General features: G+C 67.3%; 15 protein-coding genes and 1 pseudogene. 1 reads left to right on the plus strand and 15 read right to left on the minus strand.

Going from position 1 to position 19,613, the window contains the following annotated elements; translation table 11 throughout:
* Positions 1-73 precede the first annotated feature (73 nt).
* Positions 74-2,365, minus strand: coding sequence for a heavy metal translocating P-type ATPase (locus tag HWX31_RS10455; RefSeq protein WP_174961426.1), 2,292 nt, complete (start codon positions 2,363-2,365; stop codon positions 74-76).
* 235 nt (positions 2,366-2,600) lie between these two features.
* Between HWX31_RS10455 and HWX31_RS10460 the strand changes: the two genes are divergently transcribed.
* On the plus strand, positions 2,601-3,209 hold the full coding sequence (locus HWX31_RS10460) for a VTT domain-containing protein (RefSeq protein WP_174961428.1): 609 nt from the start codon (positions 2,601-2,603) through the stop codon (positions 3,207-3,209).
* Between the two features lie 123 nt (positions 3,210-3,332).
* Here the strand turns inward: HWX31_RS10460 and HWX31_RS10465 are convergent, their stop codons facing one another.
* The 14 genes and pseudogenes from HWX31_RS10465 to HWX31_RS10530 form a co-directional block, all read right to left on the minus strand.
* Complete coding sequence (locus tag HWX31_RS10465; RefSeq protein WP_174961430.1) at positions 3,333-4,595, minus strand: acyl-CoA dehydrogenase family protein; 1,263 nt, start codon at positions 4,593-4,595, stop codon at positions 3,333-3,335.
* Positions 4,596-4,677: 82 nt separating this feature from the next.
* The gene (locus HWX31_RS10470) at positions 4,678-5,442 is read right to left on the minus strand and encodes an SDR family oxidoreductase (protein ID WP_059657220.1); all 765 of its coding nucleotides are present in this window, start codon (positions 5,440-5,442) and stop codon (positions 4,678-4,680) included.
* A 59-nt stretch (positions 5,443-5,501) separates the two neighbouring features.
* On the minus strand, positions 5,502-6,533 hold the full coding sequence (locus HWX31_RS10475) for a phosphotransferase (protein ID WP_174961432.1): 1,032 nt from the start codon (positions 6,531-6,533) through the stop codon (positions 5,502-5,504).
* Positions 6,534-6,558: 25 nt separating this feature from the next.
* A complete protein-coding gene (locus tag HWX31_RS10480; RefSeq protein ID WP_174961434.1) occupies positions 6,559-7,233 on the minus strand; it encodes a histidine phosphatase family protein in 675 nt (224 codons plus the stop codon).
* Between the two features lie 216 nt (positions 7,234-7,449).
* On the minus strand, positions 7,450-8,394 hold the full coding sequence (locus tag HWX31_RS10485) for an electron transfer flavoprotein subunit alpha/FixB family protein (RefSeq protein ID WP_174961436.1): 945 nt from the start codon (positions 8,392-8,394) through the stop codon (positions 7,450-7,452).
* A gap of 15 nt (positions 8,395-8,409) precedes the next feature.
* Complete coding sequence (locus tag HWX31_RS10490) at positions 8,410-9,159, minus strand: electron transfer flavoprotein subunit beta/FixA family protein (RefSeq protein WP_174961438.1); 750 nt, start codon at positions 9,157-9,159, stop codon at positions 8,410-8,412.
* A gap of 176 nt (positions 9,160-9,335) precedes the next feature.
* A complete protein-coding gene (locus HWX31_RS10495; protein WP_174961440.1) occupies positions 9,336-10,625 on the minus strand; it encodes an acyl-CoA dehydrogenase family protein in 1,290 nt (429 codons plus the stop codon).
* A gap of 170 nt (positions 10,626-10,795) precedes the next feature.
* Positions 10,796-11,470 (minus strand): TetR/AcrR family transcriptional regulator, encoded by a 675-nt coding sequence (locus HWX31_RS10500; RefSeq protein WP_174961442.1) that lies wholly within the window; start codon positions 11,468-11,470, stop codon positions 10,796-10,798.
* A 237-nt stretch (positions 11,471-11,707) separates the two neighbouring features.
* Positions 11,708-13,101: pseudogene (locus tag HWX31_RS10505) on the minus strand (NAD(P)/FAD-dependent oxidoreductase).
* 106 nt (positions 13,102-13,207) lie between these two features.
* Positions 13,208-14,449: a thiolase family protein gene (locus HWX31_RS10510; protein ID WP_174961444.1), complete on the minus strand. Its 1,242-nt coding sequence runs from the start codon at positions 14,447-14,449 to the stop codon at positions 13,208-13,210.
* Between the two features lie 25 nt (positions 14,450-14,474).
* Complete coding sequence (locus HWX31_RS10515) at positions 14,475-16,028, minus strand: class I adenylate-forming enzyme family protein (RefSeq protein ID WP_174961446.1); 1,554 nt, start codon at positions 16,026-16,028, stop codon at positions 14,475-14,477.
* 41 nt (positions 16,029-16,069) lie between these two features.
* A complete protein-coding gene (locus tag HWX31_RS10520) occupies positions 16,070-17,200 on the minus strand; it encodes a saccharopine dehydrogenase family protein (RefSeq protein ID WP_174961448.1) in 1,131 nt (376 codons plus the stop codon).
* A gap of 107 nt (positions 17,201-17,307) precedes the next feature.
* Positions 17,308-18,084, minus strand: coding sequence for a c-type cytochrome (locus HWX31_RS10525; RefSeq protein ID WP_415493009.1), 777 nt, complete (start codon positions 18,082-18,084; stop codon positions 17,308-17,310).
* The gene (locus HWX31_RS10530) at positions 18,085-19,587 is read right to left on the minus strand and encodes a flavin monoamine oxidase family protein (RefSeq protein WP_174961450.1); all 1,503 of its coding nucleotides are present in this window, start codon (positions 19,585-19,587) and stop codon (positions 18,085-18,087) included.
* Positions 19,588-19,613: the final 26 nt, after the last annotated feature.

Here is a 19,613-nt window from a genome sequence, read left to right on the forward strand (position 1 = left end):
GTCAACCGCTGACCGGATTATCCTCGACCTCGGGGGGAAACGTACGACGTCGCGCCGGCATGACCGATCGCCGTCAGGCATCCCTGCCGACCGCGTGAAACAGCTCGTCCTCTTGCGCGCAATGCAGCCGCACGATCGCCTCCAGCCCGTACAGCACGCGCTGTATCTCCCGGATTCGCACGGCATCGCAACCATCGGGCGGCAGGTCGGCGGCCAGCCGCTTGAGCAACGCGGCCATCCTGAAGATCTCCCGATGCGCACTGCTCATCGCCGCGAGCGGATCGTCGCCGCCGAGGAGCGGCGCGAGGCGCGGATAGACGTTGGCGTCGTCGGCCTGTTCGTGAGGCAGCAACAGTCGATCCAGCGCATCGATCACGCGAGCAAGCGCGCTTGCCATGGCTGCGCCGGACAGATGCGGCAGGCCGTCCGCCAGGTCCCTGACCTGCTGCAGCACCGGCGCCAGCGCCGCATGCCCGGTCTTCAGTTGCTCGACGTCGACGCCGGCAAGAAGGCCCGCCTTCGGCGTCGCGCCGATGCGCGATGCCCGCAGCGCGTTGATGATGACGATCACGTCGATGAGCTCCTGAAGCACCGCGCCGGCAATCGGCGGCAGGAAGCCCAGTGCGGCGACCACCATCGCGGCCATCGACAGCGACATGCCGGCCACCACGCTCTGGAGCGCGATCCGGCGCGACTGCCGGGCGATGCGCAATGCATCCACGAGCCGATCCAGGCGATCCACCAGCAACACCACGTCGGCAGCCTCGGAAGAGGCGGCCGCACCGCGCGCGCCCATCGCGATGCCGACGTCGGCGGCTGCCAGTGCGGGGGCATCGTTCACGCCGTCGCCAACCATGATCACCACGCCCTGCCGGCGCGCGGCCCGAATCGCGGCGAGCTTGTCCGCCGGCGTCTGCTCCGCGAGCACCTCGGTCACGCCCAGCAGCGCGCCGACGGTTTCCGCGACGTCGCGCCGGTCGCCGGTCAGCATGACCAGCCGCCCGACGCCTTCGCGCCTGAGCAGGCGCAATGCGCGCGGCGTCTCCAGCCGGACCTGATCGGTCAGGCAGGCCGCGCCCACCATGCAGCCGTCCACGCCGACGAATACGGCGGCCCCGCCTTCGCCGCCCACCCGCCGAAGGAGCGCGTCGCTCCACGGCGCCATCGTCGAGCGGGCCGCCACGTGCGCGAACGTGCCGATCGCGACCGCCCGGCCGTCGACCTGCCCCGTCACGCCTTCGCCCGGGACTTCCGTGACCGTGGACGGCGCCGAGAGGCGGATGCCGCGTTCGCGCGCCGCGACCGTCAACGCTTCGGAGATGACATGGCCGGACGCCTGCGCCAATGAAGCGGCAAAATGCAGCACCGTGTCGGCCGTCATCGCCGGGCCGCACTCGATCGATGCGAGGCGTGCACGGCCGCCCGTGAGCGTCCCGGTCTTGTCGAAGCACAGCATGGTCGCCTGGGCGAGCCGCTCCAGCGCGCCCCCGCCCTTGACCAGAATGCCCCGCTTCGCACAGCGCGACATGCCGGAGACGATCGCGACCGGAACCGCAAGAATCAGCGGGCACGGCGTGGCGACGACGAGCACGGCGAGCGCGCGCGCGACGCTGCCGGTCGCCAGCCAGCTGACGCCTGCCACGCCCAGCGAAACGAGCACGAAGAACCCGGCATAGCGGTCGGCGAGCCGCGTTGCGGGGCTGCGCTCGCGCTGCGCATCCCGGACCATGCGGACGATGCCGGCGAAGGTGCTGTCGCCGGCACGCGCGGACGCGACCAGCTCGAACGGCGCACCGGCATTGACCACGCCGCTGCGCACGGACTCCCCCGAGCGTCGCCGCTGGATCGCCGATTCGCCCGTCAACATGGATTCGTCCAGTTCGGCGACATCGGCCAGGGTGCCGTCGACCGGCACGAGTTCGCCGCTTCGCACGAGCAGCCGGTCGCCGGGACGAAGGGTTTCAACGGCGACGGCATGCCATTCGCCGTTCTCGAACCGGTTTGCCCGGCGCGGCGCACGGCTGAGCAACGCGGTCATCTCGCGCCGCGCGCGGTGCTGCGCGTATTGCTCGAGCGTGCGGCCGCTCGCCAGCATCAAGGCGATGACAGCGGCCGTGAGCGTCTCGCCGAGCGCCAACGCGAGCCCGATCGCCAGCCACGCGAGGATGTCGACGCCGGCACGGCGCTTCACCACGGCCGTCGCGACGGATACGGTCAGGGCGAGCAGGACCGGCAACGTGCCGGACAGCCAGACGGTTCGCGCAACGGCGTGCAGGCCGAGCGCGCTGCATATGCCGCCGCCCGCCAGCGTGACGGCCGACAGGGCCAGCAACACGAAATCGACGGACCATGGAATACGTGGCATGGCGAAATGGCGGATCTTCGCGCAGGGACGGGGTCGCTTCGTCCCGCGTGAAGCCGCGGATGGTGTTGCGTTGCGTCGAGTCTAAGAAACGTCGCGGTTCGGCGCTTGATGCGTGTCAACGCGACGTGTCGCACGATGCGTCGCCGGCGCGCCTGCCTGCTTGACGTGCATCAAGCCGCTCGGCCCTTTCGTCAGCAAAATGACAGCGTGACCCCGATCGCCTGGAGCCGATCCCGTGCTAACGCTGGCCGCACTCTTCCTGGTGATTCTCGTCCTGAACCTCATGCCGGCGTTCGCGCCGCCTACCTGGATGGCGATATCTTGGGTCGGCTTCAACCTGCCGGAAGGCAATCCCCTGATCTTCGCCGTCGTCGCCGCCGGCGCCGCGACGACGGGCCGCGTGATCCTCGCCACGTTCGCCCGCTCGCTCGTGCGATCGCGCTGGATGCGGGAGTCGGACCGGGACAACATCGACATCGCCGCGCATTGGCTGCAGAAGCACAAAACGATCACCGCGAGTGGATTTTTCCTGTACGCGCTGAGTCCGCTTCCGTCGAATTACCTGTTCATCGCATACGGACTGTCGGGTTTGCCGCTCAAGGTCATCGCCGCCGCGTTCTTCATCGGCCGCACCGTGACTTACGCGATCTGGGCGCATCTCGGCCGCCTGGCTTCCACGCATCTCGACGTGGAATCGCAACTCGAAGGCACCTATCTCGGCGGGTATTTCGTCGTGACGCAACTTGCGTTGCTCGGGCTCGTCTTCGTCCTGATGAAGCTCGACTGGCACGCGCTCATCGGCGAGCATCGATTCACGTTGCGCCGGGTCCGCAAGCGCCCGTAGCGCATCGATGTCCGGGCGTTGCCGCGCCATCTTCGTCATGATCGTCGGGCCGCCCGATGCACCGATACACCGATGTGCGCGCGGCGCTCGACGATCGCGGCCACCAGCCCTCCGGCGGCGGCGTTACGCGCCGCGCGTGACCGGCATGTCGGCCACGCCGGCCAGCCGGTGCAGGTGCTTCGCTAGCTCGAGCTTGGCGATCGCCGCGCGGTGCACTTCGTCCGGACCGTCGGCAAAGCGCAGCGTGCGCTGGTTCGCATACGCGAACGCCAGCGGAAAGTCGTCCGACACACCGGCGCCGCCGTGCGCCTGGATCGCCCAGTCGATGATCTGGCACGCGATGTTCGGCGCCACCACCTTGATCATCGCGATCTCGGCCTTCGCGACCTTGTTGCCGACGGTGTCCATCATGTACGCGGCCTTCAGCGTCAGCAGGCGCGCCTGCTCGATCATGCAGCGCGCTTCGGCGATGCGCTCGTGCCACACGCCGTGCTGCGCGAGCGGCTTGCCGAACGCGACGCGCGCCGTCAGGCGCTTGCACATCAGCTCCAGCGCGCGCTCGGCGATGCCGATGCTGCGCATGCAGTGGTGGATGCGGCCCGGCCCGAGGCGGCCTTGCGCGATCTCGAAGCCGCGGCCTTCGCCCAGCAGGAGGTTCGACACCGGCACCCGCACGTCCTTCAGGTCGATTTCCATGTGGCCGTGCGGCGCGTCGTCGTAGCCGAACACCGGCAGGTGGCGCAGCACCGTGATGCCCGGCGTGTCGGCCGGCACCACGATCATCGACTGCTGCTCGTGGCGGCCCGCATCCGGGTCGGTCTTGCCCATCACGATGTAGACGGCGCAGCGCGGATCGCCGCCGCCCGACGACCACCATTTGCGGCCGTTGATCACGTACTCGTCGCCCTGGCGCTCGATCCGGCATTCGATATTGGTCGCGTCCGACGACGCGACCGCAGGCTCGGTCATCAGGAACGCCGAGCGAATCTCGCCGCGCAGCAGCGGCTCGAGCCAGCGGTCCTTCAGCGCGTCGGACGCATAGCGTTCGAGCGTCTCCATGTTGCCGGTGTCCGGCGCGGAGCAGTTGAACACTTCCGCGGCCCAGGGCACTCGGCCCATGATCTCGCAGAGCGGCGCGTATTCCAGATTCGACAGCCCTTCCGGCGCGCGCGTCGAGCGCGGCAGGAACAGGTTCCACAGGCCCGCTTCGCGCGCCAGCGGCTTCAGCTCCTCGATCACCGTGGTCGGCACCCACGCATTGCCCGCGCGGCGGTTCGCGGCCACCTCCTGTTCGAAGCGATGCTCGTTCGGGTAGATGTGCCGATCGAAGAACGCCAGCAGGCGCGCCTGCATTTCCTTGACTTTGGGCGAGTATTCGAAGTTCATGAGTCTTTTCCTGAAATGAGGGAACCGAAGTTCCCGGCTATCGACTGATCGGAATCCTGATCGCTCCCGCGTTGCCGTTCGCTCAGATCGTCAGCCCGCCGTCGACGACGATGCACTCGCCGTTCGTGTAGCTCGACGCGTCCGACACGAGGTACAGCACCGTGCCGGCCATTTCGCGCGGTTCCGCGTGACGGCGCAGCGGGATCTTCGCTTTCCAGGTTTCGTAGATCGCCTCGTCGGCAAACAGCGCGCCGGCGAACCTGGTCTTCGTGAGGCCCGGCAGCAGCGCGTTCACGCGAATCCCGAGCGGCCCGCATTCCTTCGCGAACGCGCGCGTCATGTTGACGACCGCCGCCTTCGTGATCGAATAGATGCCTTGCCGGTCGCCCGGCTGCAGCGCGTTCACCGACGCGGTGTTGACGATCGCGCCGCCGCCCTGTTCGCGCATCAGCTTGCCGGCCTCGACCGACATGAAGAAATAGCCGCGGATGTTCACCTCGACGGTCTTGTCATAGGCCGCGAGATCGGTATCGAGGATGTGGCCGAAGTACGGATTCGCGGCGGCGTTGTTGACGAGGATGTCGAGACGCCCGTGCTTCGCGCGGATCTGCTCGAACGCGGCGGCGATGTCCTCCATCCGGCCGACGTGGCACGCGAGCGCCTCGGCCTTGCCGCCCGCCGCGACGATCTCGTCGGCGACCGCGCGGCAGTCGTCGATCTTGCGGCTCGACACGATCACGTGCGCGCCCTGCTCCGCGAGCAGCTTTGCGATTTCCTCGCCGATTCCGCGGCTCGCGCCGGTCACGAGCGCGATCTTCCCCGTCAGGTCGAACAGATTCGTTGCCATGTGTTGCTCCTCCATGTATGTATGTGCGTGCGGCAAGCGCCGCATCGGCTTCGGCTTGTTCAGCGATGCGCGTCGATCACGCGCACGGCTTCCTCGGCGAGCCGCCCCGCCATTGCGCCCACCTCGCGCGCTTTCGTGCTCGACGCGTTGCCCTTCAGCGCGCGCGCCTTCACGCCCTGCGCAATCGCGGCGAGCCGGAAGAAGCTGAACGCGAGATAGAAATGCCAGTTCTCGATCGGCGCGATGCCGCGCAGCTCGCAATAGCGCGCGACGATCCGCGCTTCGTGCGGGATGCCGAGCGCGTCGCGATCCTGCCCCGCGAGCCCCGGCACGTCGCCGCCGGACGGCAGCCGCAGGCACATGCAGAAATACGCGAGATCGGCGAGCGGATTGCCGAGCGTCGACAGCTCCCAGTCGAGCACCGCCTTCACGCGGTAGCTGTCGTGCTCGAACATCAGGTTGTCGATCCGGAAGTCGCCGTGCACGAGCGCCGGCCGGCCCGTGTCGGCCGGGCAGGCTTTCGGCAGCCAGTCGATCAGCGTCTCCATTGCGTCGAGCCGCTCCGTTTCGGCCGCGCGATACTGCTTCGTCCACACGCCGATCTGCCGCTCGAAATAATTGCCGGGACGCCCGTAGTCGGACAGGCCCGCCGCATCGACGTCGACTTCATGCAGCGCGACCATCGTCCGCAGCACCGCGTCGTAGCAGGTCGCGCGGTCCGGCTTCGGCAGGTCGGGCAGCGCGGGATTCCAGAAGATCCGCCCGTCCTCGTAGCTCATCACGTAGAACAGGCTGCCGATCACGTCGCGGTCCTCGCACAGGTGATACGGACGCGCGACCGGCACCGCGGTGCCCGACAGCGCGGTCAGGATCCGGAACTCGCGGTCCACCGCGTGCGCGGACTTCAGCAGCTCGCCCGGCGGCTGCCGCCGGAGCACGTAGCGGCCGCTCTTCGCGTTCAGCAGGAAAGTCGGGTTCGACTGGCCGCCGGCGAACTTCTCCGCTTCGACGGGCCCCTCGAAGCCGGGGATGTGTTGTTCCAGATACTGCGTCAGCCTGGCGATATCGAGTTGCTGCGGTGTGTTCGTCATCGTCGCGATCGTTCCGTGAGGTGGGTCAGCCGTAGGTCCGGAAGGCATGCCGTTCTGGGTCCTGCAGATGCGGGATGCCGTTGAACGATGCCAGGTTGAATGCGTCGGCATTGAAGAAATACTGCGAGACGGCGCTGTTGCGGATCTGCAGGTTCAGCGCGATCGCGCTCGACGGCGGCGCCGCGAGCACCTGCTGCACGGTGACGGCGATCGGCCCGCCCGAGCTCACCGCAAGCACGCGCTGCCCGCCGCCTTGCCGGATCGCGGCGCGCGCGTCGGCGACGCGCTGCTGGAACTGCGCCCAGGTTTCGGGAACAGGCCCGCTCAGCTTGTCCTCCGACCATAGCTGCAACAGCTGCCGCAGCGCGCGGAAATGCTCCTTCATCGAGCCGGCCGCGAGCCGCGCGAGCTCCGGATAGTCGCCCGCGGCCGCAGCGAACAGCCCTTCGAAGTCGTATTCGTTCAGGCCCGGGTGGCGGTCGTAGCCGGCGCCCTCGCGGCCCATGCCGCGCAGGATCGCATCGACCGTCTGCGCGTGGCGCGCCAGCGTGCCGCAGATCACGCGGTCGAACACGATGTCCTGCTGCGCGAAGTATTCGCCGAGCCAGACGCTTTGCCGTTCGCCGAGCGCGGAGAGCCGGTCGTAGTTCTCCGTGCCGAACGACGCCTGTCCGTGCCGTACCAGATAGAGTTCAGCCATCGCATGCTCATCCATGAGTAGCGGTCAGATTAGCGGCCGGGCGTGCATTTTTGAAATTTATTTGTTGAATCGACAGGTATTCATCTTGTGAATTTCATGCTGCCCGGTCGGGCGAAGCGTTGGGGTGACGGCTCGCGGCCGATCGGAACGGCGCATGGAACCGTTTTCATTCAATCCGCGCAACCTGCGGCGCACCTTTCGTCGCGCCGCACCCGGTCAAAGCGCGGCCGCCAGCTCCGGCACGAGCGTGAACAGATCGCCGACGATGCCATAGTCCGCGACGCTGAAGATCGGCGCTTCCGGATCCTTGTTGATCGCGACGATCACCTTCGAATCCTTCATGCCGGCCAGATGCTGGATCGCGCCCGAGATGCCGACCGCGATGTACAGCTGCGGCGCGACGATCTTGCCGGTCTGGCCGACCTGGTAGTCGTTCGGCACGTAGCCCGCATCCACTGCGGCGCGCGATGCGCCGAGTGCCGCTTGCAGCTTGTCGGCCAGCGGCTCCAGCACCTTCGTGTAGTTCTCGCCGCTGCCCAGGCCGCGGCCGCCCGACACGATGATCGACGCCGACGTCAATTCCGGACGGTCCAGCTTCGTCACTTCGCGGCTGACGAATTGCGACTTGCCCGCATCCGCTGCCGCGTCGATCTTCTCGATCGCTGCGCTGCCACCTTCAGCCGCCACCGGGTCGAAGCCCGTCGCACGCACCGTGATGACCTTGACCGGATCGCTCGATTGCACGGTCGCGATTGCGTTGCCCGCGTAGATCGGGCGCTCGAACGTGTCGGCCGAATCGACTGCCGTGATGTCCGAGATCTGCGCGACGTCCAGCTTCGCCGCGATGCGCGGCGCGATGTTCTTGCCGTAGGCGGTCGCCGGCGCGAGGATGTGCGAATAATCCTTCGCGATGTTCAGCGCAGTCGCCTCGACGTTTTCCGCAAGACCTTCGGCCAGTTGCGGCGCGTCGGCCAGCAGCACCTTCGAAACGCCTGCAATCTTCGCTGCCGCATCCGCTGCGGCTTGTGCGTTGTGGCCCGCGACCAGCACATGGATCGCCTTGTCGGTGAACGTCGCGACAACCGCTGCCGCCGCCACCGTGTTCAGCGTGGCCACCTTGATCGACGCGTTGTCGTGTTCTGCAATTATCAGAATCGTCATTTCTTTCCGCTCCCCTTACAGCACCTTGGCTTCGGTCTTCAGCTTCTCGACCAGCGTCTTCACGTCCGGCACCTTCACGCCGGCCGCGCGCTTCGGCGGCTCGACCACCTTCAGCGTCTTCAGGCGCGGCGCGACGTCGACACCGAGGTCTTCCGGCTTCACCGTTTCCAGCGGCTTCTTCTTCGCCTTCATGATGTTCGGCAGCGTCACGTAGCGCGGCTCGTTCAGGCGCAGGTCGGTCGTGACCACGGCCGGCAGCGTCAGCGACAGCGTTTCCGCGCCGCCGTCGACTTCACGCGCAACCGTCGCCTTGCCGTCGGCTACAACGACCTTCGACGCGAACGTCGCCTGCGGCAGGCCCGCCAATGCGGCGAGCATCTGGCCGGTCTGGTTCGAATCGTCGTCGATTGCCTGCTTGCCGAGGATCACCAGCTGCAGCTGCTCCTTGTCGACCAGCGCCTTCAGGATCTTCGCGACCGCGAGCGGCTCGACGCCGTCGTTCGATTCGACGAGAATCGCGCGATCCGCGCCGATCGCCAGCGCCGTGCGCAGCGTTTCCTGCGCTTGCGCGACGCCGACCGACACCGCGACGATTTCCGTCGCCACGCCCGCTTCCTTCAGGCGCACCGCCTCTTCGACGGCGATTTCGTCGAACGGATTGATGCTCATCTTGATGTTTGCCAGATCGACGCCCGATCCGTCGGCCTTCACGCGCACCTTCACATTCGCATCCGCGACGCGCTTCACTGCTACCAGCACTTTCATTGCTGCTCCTGATTCAATTTCCTCGATACAGCGGCCGTCCAGTCCCTTCATGTCGTTCACCGATCCGGATTCCTGAACGAATCGACCACATCGATCCGTTGCCCGGTTGCGCGAAGACAGGACGCATGAGGGCTCCCGGCTTCGCGCCGGCCGGGACCCCCGTCGCCGTCGCGCGCTTATTCCCGCGCCCACCCTTCCTGATAGAGCTTCCCGGCCAGCACGCCGAGACGCGACGTGAGGATGTAGTTCTCGCCGTCCTCGATCAGCGCGGAGCGCACGTCGCGGAAGAGCTTTTCGATCGGGAATTCGCGGGTCGTGCCGTTGCCGCCGAACAGCTGGAACGCCTCGTGCGTGATCTTCATCGCTTCCTCGGTCACGCTCACCTTGGCCTGCGCGGTCGCGTACGGGTGACTCTGCGGCGACATCCGCGAATAAGCGAGGCTGCGGCGGGCGATCGCGCGCGCCATCTCCAGCCGGCGCAGCATCTCGCCCACGCGCAACTGCGTCATCTGATGATCGATCAGCAGCGCGCCGCCCTGCTTGCGCTCGTGCGAATACGCCAGCGCGAGCTCGAACGCCGCACGGGCCGCGCCGACGAACACCTGGCACATGTGCGTGCCGGCAAACGACCAGGTCGAGGCCAGGTTGCCGAGGTATTCGTCCTTCAACGCAATCGCGAAGCGCTTCGGCACCTTGACGTTGTCGAAATAGATCTCGCCCTGCGGCAGCGCGCGCTGGCCGATCTTGTCGAGCGGCTTGCCGCGCGAGATGCCCGGCAGGTCGAGCGGAATGATCATGCCGATGCCGTGCGTGAACGCGCCCTGCTCCCCTTCGCCGTAGAAGCCGTCGCCGTAATCCGCCGCCATGTATGCGAGCGCGACCTGCGCGACCGAACCGTTCGAGACCCACGCCGAGCTCTGGCCGTTGATGACGATTTCGTCGGCGCCGACCTTAGCGGTCACGTTGCCCGTCGGCTGCTTGCCGCCCGCGCTGAGTTCCTGCCGATACAGGATCGCGGCATCGGAGCCGCGGTCGGGCTGCGTGTTCATCCAGCAGCCGACCTTGCCGGTACACATGTCGATCAGCTCCTGGTTGCCGACCGACTGGGCCATCATCAACGGCGTGGTCGCGGCGCCAAGCGAAACGGCCAGGCCCGAATCGCCCCAGCCGAGCTCCTCGCCGATCAGCGATTCGATGCGCACCGCGACCTCCGGCGGAAACTGCGCGATCAGTTGCGGATCGAGCCCGAGCTTCGCGCTTTCGACAACGGCCGCCCAGTACGGCGAGCCCGGCGCGATCACCTCCTCCGGCGTCATGCGGTCGAGCTCACGGCCGATCGGGCGCAGCACGTCACGCGCGAAACGGTGGACCGTGTGCTGGATCGCACTTTCTTCCTCGCTCAACGGCGTCTCGAAACCGGTCAGCCCGACCGACGGCAATGCAGCGGATTTATGCAGACGAATCATTTCGGTTCTCCTCCTCTCCTGGAAGCATGCCGACCGGACAGCGGGTGCATCCGGTCATCCCAAATCTAGTAACACATGCCAAACATAGGTCATGATGACAAACACGTAAAAGAAAAAAAAGACAGGGTATTCCCCTGTCTCTTCCGGATGCCGCGGGAGAGTTTCGGCCGTTATTTTCCGGCGGCTCTCGACGGCTCTCCGTACACGAGGTAATGGGCGGTTTCCATGAATCTCGCCTCGAGCGCCGGCGTATGCCGCCCCACGCCGGCTTGAAAGGCCAGCCCGTCGGCCATCGAGATCAGCAGCGTGGCGACGTGCCGGCTGTCGGCCGCGCTGTGCTCCGGATTGGCGGCGCGGACCAGCTGCGCGAGCTCGCGCGTCAGCGTCGCATACCATTCGTCGACCAGCCTGCGGCACTCGTCGTCGATCGCCGCGAACGAGAAGAAGTGCGCCCACAGCGCCTTGTATTGCGCATCCTTCGCGTCGCGCAGCGCCCTTTTCATGAGCGCGTCGAGCATCTCGCGCGGTGGCGCGTCGCTGTCGAGCGCACGCGTCAGGTCTTTCAGATACGTCCCGATGGCGGGCTCGACGACCGCCCGCAATACGGCCAGCCGCGTCGGAAAGTAGTACTGGAGGTTGCTGACGCTGATCCCTGCGGCAGCGGCGACCGCGCGCTGCGAGAAATCGAGGGCGCCGCCTTCGAGCAGGAGCTTTCTTGCGACGCGCACGATCGTGTTGCGCGTGCGCACGCCCTGGGCTCGCAAGCCGTCGGTGCCGTTTCCTGCGGGTGCTGCGCTCGATGTGCGCCGTTTCCTGCCGTTGCGCTGCTCATTGGGCACTGTCATCGCTTTCCGTCGTCGTTTGGGCGCTCTGGCCTCGTGGTAATCATCTCACCGGCGCTTCGCCGGGCGCTGAAGACTATACCCGATGCCTGACGCATTTTCCAACAAGCCGCTTACGCCCGGCCGGCTTGCCCCGGTGCGTGATCGACCTCCGTTTCGACGCATCCGGAGCCGGCCCGCAAGGCGTTCCCGATCGGGTGACTCCGTCCGCGGCAACCGCCGCGACACCCGTTGCTATCTCTATCCGCTTCGCGCCGCCGCGTCGCGCACCTTGCGGTTCACCCGCTCGTCGAGCATGTTCGCCATGCCCAGCACCCCGTTGATCGCGCACCATCGCAACGGCTCGGGCAGCGTCGCAGGCGTCTTGTGGCGCAAGGCCGCCAGCAGCGGATGCTCGGCGCCCCGGATCCGCTCGGCCAGCAGCTCGCCGATCAGCGACTGGGTGCCGACGCCATGCCCGGAACACCCGGCGGTGTAGATGACGTTCCGATGCTCGCCGGTCTCGCCCGCCACGGGCAACGCATCGCCGGCCAGGCTGATATAGCCGCTCCAGCACGCGCGGACCGCGACGTCGCCCAATTCGGGAAAGCGCTCATGCAGCGTCTTCGCGAGCGCGCGATACGCGTCGTTGTCGGGCACGTTCGGCGTCTGCGAGCCATAGACGTAATGGATCCGCTTCGTCGTCACCACGAGCGTGTTGCGCACCGTCAGGCGATGGCTTTCCATCGTCAGATGCGAGGTCACGATGCCTTCGCGCCGCGGCCAGCCCAGCGCCGCCAGTTGCGCCTCGGACAGCGGCTCGGTCTCGATCGCCGAGACCCGCAGCGGCATCACCTTGTCGCCGAGCAGGCCAAGCTGCGGCGTATAGGCATTGGTGGCGAGCACGAGGAACGGCGCGCTCGCGCTGCCGCGTGCGGTGTGCGCCTTGACGACCGGTCCCTCGGTATACGAAAGCAACGCGGTGTTTTCATAGATCTTCACGCCCGCGCGGAGCGCCGCGCGCCGCAGCCCCATCACGTACTTGCCGGGATTCAGCGTGCCGCCGTGCGGCATGTAGCAGCCGAACAGGAACGCCGGCGGGATGCCGCGCGCACGCATCGCGGCATGATCGAGGAACTCCGCCGGAGAACCGAGTTCGACGCCCGTCTCCATGCTCTCGCGCAGCCGCTTCTCCTGCGACGCATGCACTCCGGCGCGGATGATCCCCGTCGCCTGGTAGTCGCAGTCGATCCCGTATTCGCCGAGCTTGCGTTCGACGTAGGCGACGCCTTCGTCGTAGAAGCGGACGATCTGCTTCGCCCGCGCGTGCCCCACGCGCTTGAGGAACAGCTCGTATTCGAGCCCCTGGCCGCCGGCGAGATAGCCCGCGTTCCGGCCGCTCGCACCGAAGCCCGCGAACTCGCGTTCGAGGACGGCCACGCGTGCACCGCGCGCGGCAAGCTCCAGCGCGGTGGACAGGCCCGCGAAGCCGGCGCCCACGACAATCACGTCCGCGCTGATCTCGCCCTCGAGCGGCGGCTGCGGATCGTCCGGCGTTTCCACCCATCCGCCGAGCGGACGGTACGTCTCCAGCACTGCATTCACTCTGATTCCCCCTTCCGACGAACGAGGAACGCGGCCGCGCTCGCGGCCATCTGCGATCCAGTCGCCACTGCACCGGCCGCGCTTCGCGCGCGGCCATCTCCGCCCCGGCGTCCGTCCTTCGGCGAACGCGCGCCGGGGTACCCGGAATTGCCTTCCTCAGTGCCGGCTCAGGATATGGACGGCAAGCGCGGCCTCCTCGACGCCCTGCAATCCGCCGCCGTTCTCCTGGATGGCATGCCGCGCGCCCTGCACCTGCCGCTCGCCCGCCTCGCCGCGCAATTGCGTGACCAGTTCGTAGAGCTGACCGATCCCCGTCGCGCCGAGCGGATGACCCTTGGATTCGAGGCCGCCGGACGTGTTGATCGGAATGCGCCCGCCGAGCGTGAATTCGCCGCGCTCGGCCGCGGCGCCGGCCTCCCCGAGCGGCGCGAGCCCGAGATTCTCGGCCTGGATGATCTCGCCCATCGCCGACGCGTCGTGCACTTCGGCGACGTCGATATCCTCCGGGCCGAGCGATGCCTCCTCATAAGCCTGCAGCGCCGCGAGGCGACCGATGCTCTTCCCCGGCTCGTCGATGCGCCGATGCGTGAAGCTGCGGATCACGCTCGCCGCGATCCGGATGCAGCGGCTGCGATCGGCGCCGATGCGCGCGAGGCCCTCCTCGGTACAGAGGATCGCCGCGGCCGCGCCGTCCGTCACCGGTGCGCACATCGGCAGCGTGATCGGATAGGTGATCGGCGGCGCCGCGAGCACCTCGTCGATCGTGAACGGCTTGCGGAACTGCGAATGCGGGTTGTGCACCGAATGCAGATGGTTCTTCGACGACACGGCGGCGATCTGCCGCTGCGTGGTGCCGTAGGTCTTCATGTGATAGCGGCACATCGCCGCGTAGATCGCCATGAAGCGGCTGTACGGCTTGTCGGATTCCGATCCCGGCGGCGGCACGACGCCTTCGCCCATCTTCGCCAGCGTCGCGAAATTCTCGTCGACGCGGGACACGTCCCACCCCGTCTCGAACAGCGCGAGCGCCTTCGCCTTGTCCTCGACGTTCATCTTTTCCGCGCCGAGCGCCAGCGCGACGTCGCAGGCGCCCGCCCGGAGGTGCTGCACCGCCAGATGCACGGCGGTGCTGCCGGACGCGCATGCGTTCTCGACGTTGAACACCGGCACGCCCTCGACGCCGATCTTGCTGAATACGACCTGGCCGGGAATCGACAGCTGGCCCTGCAGCTGTCCGTTGGTGATGCCGGCGTAGAAGGCCGCGCCGATCGCGTCGGCGCCGCAGCCGGCGTCCTTGAGGGCGCCGCGCAGCGCCTCGCCGGCGAGATCGTCGATGCTGCGCTCGAAATGCCGGCCGAACACGGTCATCGCGATGCCGGCAATATAAATGTTGCTCATGGTGTAGCGTCCGTGGAAGTGGGGCTCAGATCCTGCGTTGCTGACCCTGCCAGTACTGCTCGCGCAGGTCCTTCTTCAACACCTTGCCGACCGTGCTGCGCGGCAGCGCGGCGACGAAATCCACGCTCTTCGGCGCCTTCACCGATCCTAGCTTCTCCTTGCACAGCGCGACGAGCTCCTCGGCGCTCACGTTCTGGCCGGCGTTGAGCTCGACGACAGCCTTCACCGCCTCGCCCCACTTGTCGTCGGGCACGCCGATCACCGCGCAATCCTGCACCGCCGGGTGCGCCCAGATCACCTGCTCGATCTCGCTCGGGTACACGTTGAAGCCGCCGCTGATGATCATGTCCTTCTTGCGGTCGGTGATGTGCAGGTAGCCGTCGGTGTCGAGATGGCCGATGTCGCCCGTGTGAAGCCAGCCGTCGACGATCGTGTCGGCCGTCTTGTCCGGCGCGTTGTAGTAGCCCTTCATCACGAGGTCGCCGCGCACGCAGATCTCGCCGGTCTCGCCCTGCGGCAGCACCTCGCCGCGATCGTTCAGGATCTCGACGCGCACCAGCGGATTCGGGCGGCCGACCGACGACAGCCGTTCGTCGGACGCCAGCTTGCCGTCGACGAAATGCTCGGCCGGCGTCATGTTGGCAATCGATGCCGGCGCTTCGGTCTGCCCGTAGCCGCCGGCCATCACGGGACCGAACACCTCGATCGCGCGCTTGAGCTTTTCGACCGACATCGGCGCGGCGCCGTAGAGGAAATACTTCAGCGACGAATAATCGAGCTTCTCGATGCCGGGGATGTCGAGCAGGCGATAGATGACCGTCGGCGGCAGGAAGAACTCTGTGACGCGATGCTGCGCGATCGCGCCGAGCAGCAGCGCGGGATCGGGCTTCGGCAGCACGACCACCGTGCCGCCGCGCGCCGTGCACGGCAGCGACATCATTCCGGCGGTGTGCGTCATCGGCGCCGCGGCGAGATTCACCGGTCGCTCGGCGCCATAAGCGCATGCCATCATGAACTGCGCGAAGTAGGTCTGGAACGAGCGGTGCGTGTTCATCACGCCCTTCGGTGCGCCGGTGGTGCCGCCCGTCGCCGACAGCGTGACGACGTCGTCCGTGTCGTAATCCACGAACGGCATCGTCGACGGCTGGCCCGCGCTCCACGTCGCGAGCGACGGCGCCCACGGCAGCTCGGCATCGATGCACACCCAGAGCTTCACTTTCGGCAGCCTGGCGCGCAACGCGTCGATCGCCGTCGCGAACGCCTGCTGGAAGAACAGCACTTCGCAGTCGAACGCATCGAGCACGTACTGGTTCTCCGCGGGCGTGCTGCGCCCGTTGACCGGGATATACGCGAGGCCGGCACGCCAGAGCCCGAGCGCGCAACCCCAGGCGGTCACGTCGTTGTCCGCCCAGACGGCCGCTTTGGTTTCCTTCGCGAATCCGGCGGCGAGCAGCCCGTTGGCGATGCGGCAGGACAGCTCGCCGATCTCCTGGAACGAATAGCTGCGCTCGCCCTGGATATACGCAATGCCGTTCGGGGCAATGCGCCACCCGCGGTCGAAGAAATCAATGATTGCCATGTCTCGTTGTCCTTATAGTCCGTGACGACCCGGCGTCGGCGTCACAGTTGCGTCACGGTCGCGCGCGCGAGCCCGCGCTGCTCGAGGAAGCCGAGCAGGTAGCGATGCCCGAACGCCTTCGAGCCGGACGCGAAGCCGACCTTCGCGGTCTCGCCGTCGAGCAGCTTGACCACGCCGGCGGCATGAATCGCGCCCGTCGAGATGTACGGCGTGATCCCGTGGAGGGTCGCGCGCACCGACGCGAGCTGGCCGCGGCCGATCGCGAAATCGACGCTGCGCTGGATCGTCGTGCGCTCGCGCGGCGGCATCGACGGCGTGGTCGAATCGACGACCTGCTTCAGGACTGCGTCCTGCTGCTCGCGCGGCAGGTGCTTGTATTCGGCTTCCCACTTCTGGCCGAACTGATGCACGAGCTGCATCACGTTGTTGTCGTAGAAGCCGACGCACGAAATGCAGCTGCGCACGCGCGGATCGCGCTCGAAGTAGACGGGCAGCGACGTGCCGCCCCACGGCAGGCAGAACACCGGCTGCATGAACTCGGGCGCGGCGACGGTGAACGACGCGTCCGGCGCGTGGGGGGCGAGCTTCTTCTCCCACAGGTAGAAGGATTCGTGGCGGGAGCCGTCGAAGATCGTCGCCGTCGAGCCAACGCTCACGCCCGCTGCGCCGCGCGGGCCGCGCGTCAGCGTCGCGGTCTCCAGCGCATCGACGCCCGGCGTCTCGAGCGCGAGCTCGGCGGCGATTTCCGCGAACGTGTACATGTACGCATTCGACGACGACACCAGCAGGCCGGCCTGCCGATACAGTTCGCCGAACTGGTCGCGCACGTTGCGGATGTAGGACTGCTCGCCCGTCGTGTCGAGATGATGGCAGCCGGCCTTCAGCGCCGCTTCGACGCCGACGAGCCCGAAGTTGGTGAACGGCCCGACGGTGTTGCACACCACCTTCGCGCCGCGGAACGCGTTGACGAGCGCATCGACGTTGTGCTCTGCCTCGATGATTTCGTATTCCGCGGATTCGAGGCGCACGACGCGCTGCGCCATCATTTCCTTCGCCCGCCCCGCATTACGGGCAACGGCCGTGAACGGGATGTTCTGGTCGATCAGCCAGTCCATGATCAACATGCCGGTGTAACCGCTTGCGCCATAGACGACGACGGGGTGCTTTGCCATGGTTTGTCTCCTGAAACTCGAGTGGTGATGAATCGGAACGATCAAACTTTGCCGATGTTGCGGGGACCGGATTCCGGTCGCGCCATTTCTAGAACACACTGCCAATGTTAGGTCATCATGACAAACAAATGGGCGAACAAAAAGACCGGGTATTCCCTGCCCTGGCGATCTGCACCGAACACGTCCGGGCCGTCACGCACGGTTGCCGCAGCAGCGCCGTCGGCCTGCCCGGGCGACACGCTGGCCAGGTAGTGCGCCACCGCCCGGATGTCGTCGCCCGACAGCGTCGCGGCGATGCCGTTCATCGCGCCGGCCGGATCCTTGCGCTCGCCCGTCTTGAACGCGGCGAGCTGGGTCGCAAGGTAGATCTCCCCCTGGCCCGCGAGTCGCGGCGCCTGATCCCTGCCCATCAGCGTCGCGCCGTGGCAGGCCTGGCAACTCCTGGCCTGGATCAAGGCCAAGCCGCGCTTCGCGAGCGCCACGTCGGCCGGAACGTCCTCGTTGCGGGTCGGGGTCTGCCGCGCGAAATAGGCGGCCAACGTCCTGACCTGCCCGTCGTCGAGATCCCTCGCAAGCGGTCCCATGTAAGCGTTGTGGCGCGTATCGTCGGCGAACGCGCGCAGTTGCGCCGCGAGATACGTCTCGGGCTGGCCGGACAGCGCCGGATACCATGCATTGAGTGACTGGCCGCGTGCGCCGTGACAGAAGAAGCAGGTCTCCTGCGGCTGCGGCCACGGACCGCCGTTGGCCTGGTCCGCTTCGCCTGTCCGGCTCATCGCCTTCTCGAAACGCATTCCGTCAAGGATGTCGCGCCCGTAGAGCGCGCCGGTGCCCGCCAATGCAACGATTGCCACGACAGCGCCGATGATCATTACCCGCTTCATTTACACCCTCACGCCGTGTTGTGCCAGCTTGCCGAGCGCCTGCAGCGCCGCGCGGTGCCCCGAGCGCACCGCGCCGTCCATCGAGCCGGCCCAGATGTCGGCCGTCTCCGTGCCCGACCAGATCAGGCGGCCCACCTCGGGCTGCAGGAACTTGCCCCATTTCGTCCAGAAGCCCGGCGGGATCGGATGAATGCACTGCAGCGTCCACGGATCGACCCGCCCCCAGTCGAAGTCGTGGAACTGCGTCGGGCGCAGCGCCTTGTCGCCGAACGCCTTCGCATAGATCGCCGACAGCGCCCGCTCGGCGGCCTTGGGCTCGGCAGGCAGCGCGCCCGGCGCGACGAACGCGCTCAGCACGCCGACCGACGCGTCCGGCGGCGAGTTGTCGTAGGCGAGGAACACCGGGCCGCCGACCTGGAAGATCTGTCCGCAGTAGCCGTCGTCCCGCCAGAACGGCCGCTCGTAGACGTGCACCGTCTTGCGCATCGGCGCGTTCGCGGGCCAGCGCTTCTGCAACTGCGAACGCCCTTCCGGCAGCGGCGGATCGAACACGATCTGGTTGCACAGCGCCGGATTCAGCGCGACGATCACCCGGCGTGCGCGCACGACGCCCTGATCGGTCTGCACCTCGACGACGTCGCGATCCCAGCCGGAGATCCTGCGCACAGGGCACGACAGCCGCACCTTGCCGCCGAGTTCGCGCGCCATTTTGGTGCTGAGAACCTGCGAGCCGCCGACGAAGCGCGTTTCCTGTGCGCCGCCCTTGATCGACTCGAGCTTGGCGTAATCGCAATCGGCGCTGTTGATCACCGACAGGTAGTGCAGCAGACCGAGCTGCGCGGGCGCCCCGCCGAGCGACAGCTTCGCGGCCAGCGCGATGAAGTACCCGTCCTCGTATTTCACGCCCTGCTTCGCCAGCCATTCGCCGTACGTGAGCTTGTCGAGCTCCGGCGCGCGCTGCGCCTTCCACGGTGCGCCGGACGGCACGCCGCGCGCCAGTTCGCCTAGCTTCGCGCCGATCGCGTCGTCGCCGCCCGTGCCGCCGTGCAGATCCTGCGCGACTCGCGCGTCGCCCGCCAGAATGACGGACTTGCCCGCGTAGTACGTCGGAAACGTATCGACCTCGAGCTCGCGGGCGAGGTCGGCGATCGCCGTCTGGCCCGGGCCGATCCACTGGCCGCCGGCCTCGGACACGACGCCATGGCCCAGCTCGTGATTGAGGGTGCGCCCGCCGACCCGGTTGCGCGCCTCCAGCACGACGAACGAATCGCACCCGGCGCGGCTCAGGTCGCGCGCGGCCGTCAGTCCCGCCAGACCGGCGCCGATGATCACGACGTCCAGCACGTCGCGGTTCGTGGAGGGCGCTGCAGCACCCTCCGCCAGCGACACCTCGCCCGCAGCCAAAGACACGGCGCCCACGGCCGCGAGACGAAGGATCTGACGCCGGGTCTGCGTATCGGGCGAGTGCTGCCGATCCCGCTTGTTTACTCCAACGATTTTCATCGCGCCTTTCCTTTCTCAGTTTTTAT

Source organism: Burkholderia ubonensis (genome assembly GCF_902833085.1).
In the GTDB taxonomy this organism is placed as follows: Bacteria; Pseudomonadota; Gammaproteobacteria; order Burkholderiales; family Burkholderiaceae; genus Burkholderia; species Burkholderia ubonensis.

Coding starts and splice junctions, on each gene's coding strand:
- HWX31_RS10490 (WP_174961438.1), bottom strand. CDS start 9,159: ATGAAAGTGCTGGTAGCAGTGAAGCGCGTCGCGGATGCGAATGTGAAG.
- HWX31_RS10515 (WP_174961446.1), bottom strand. CDS start 16,028: ATGGCAATCATTGATTTCTTCGACCGCGGGTGGCGCATTGCCCCGAAC.
- HWX31_RS10485 (WP_174961436.1), bottom strand. CDS start 8,394: ATGACGATTCTGATAATTGCAGAACACGACAACGCGTCGATCAAGGTG.
- HWX31_RS10520 (WP_174961448.1), bottom strand. CDS start 17,200: ATGGCAAAGCACCCCGTCGTCGTCTATGGCGCAAGCGGTTACACCGGC.
- HWX31_RS10455 (WP_174961426.1), bottom strand. CDS start 2,365: ATGCCACGTATTCCATGGTCCGTCGATTTCGTGTTGCTGGCCCTGTCG.
- HWX31_RS10510 (WP_174961444.1), bottom strand. CDS start 14,449: ATGAGCAACATTTATATTGCCGGCATCGCGATGACCGTGTTCGGCCGG.
- HWX31_RS10475 (WP_174961432.1), bottom strand. CDS start 6,533: ATGACGAACACACCGCAGCAACTCGATATCGCCAGGCTGACGCAGTAT.
- HWX31_RS10525 (WP_415493009.1), bottom strand. CDS start 18,084: ATGAAGCGGGTAATGATCATCGGCGCTGTCGTGGCAATCGTTGCATTG.
- HWX31_RS10470 (WP_059657220.1), bottom strand. CDS start 5,442: ATGGCAACGAATCTGTTCGACCTGACGGGGAAGATCGCGCTCGTGACC.
- HWX31_RS10530 (WP_174961450.1), bottom strand. CDS start 19,587: ATGAAAATCGTTGGAGTAAACAAGCGGGATCGGCAGCACTCGCCCGAT.
- HWX31_RS10480 (WP_174961434.1), bottom strand. CDS start 7,233: ATGGCTGAACTCTATCTGGTACGGCACGGACAGGCGTCGTTCGGCACG.
- HWX31_RS10500 (WP_174961442.1), bottom strand. CDS start 11,470: ATGACAGTGCCCAATGAGCAGCGCAACGGCAGGAAACGGCGCACATCG.
- HWX31_RS10495 (WP_174961440.1), bottom strand. CDS start 10,625: ATGATTCGTCTGCATAAATCCGCTGCATTGCCGTCGGTCGGGCTGACC.
- HWX31_RS10465 (WP_174961430.1), bottom strand. CDS start 4,595: ATGAACTTCGAATACTCGCCCAAAGTCAAGGAAATGCAGGCGCGCCTG.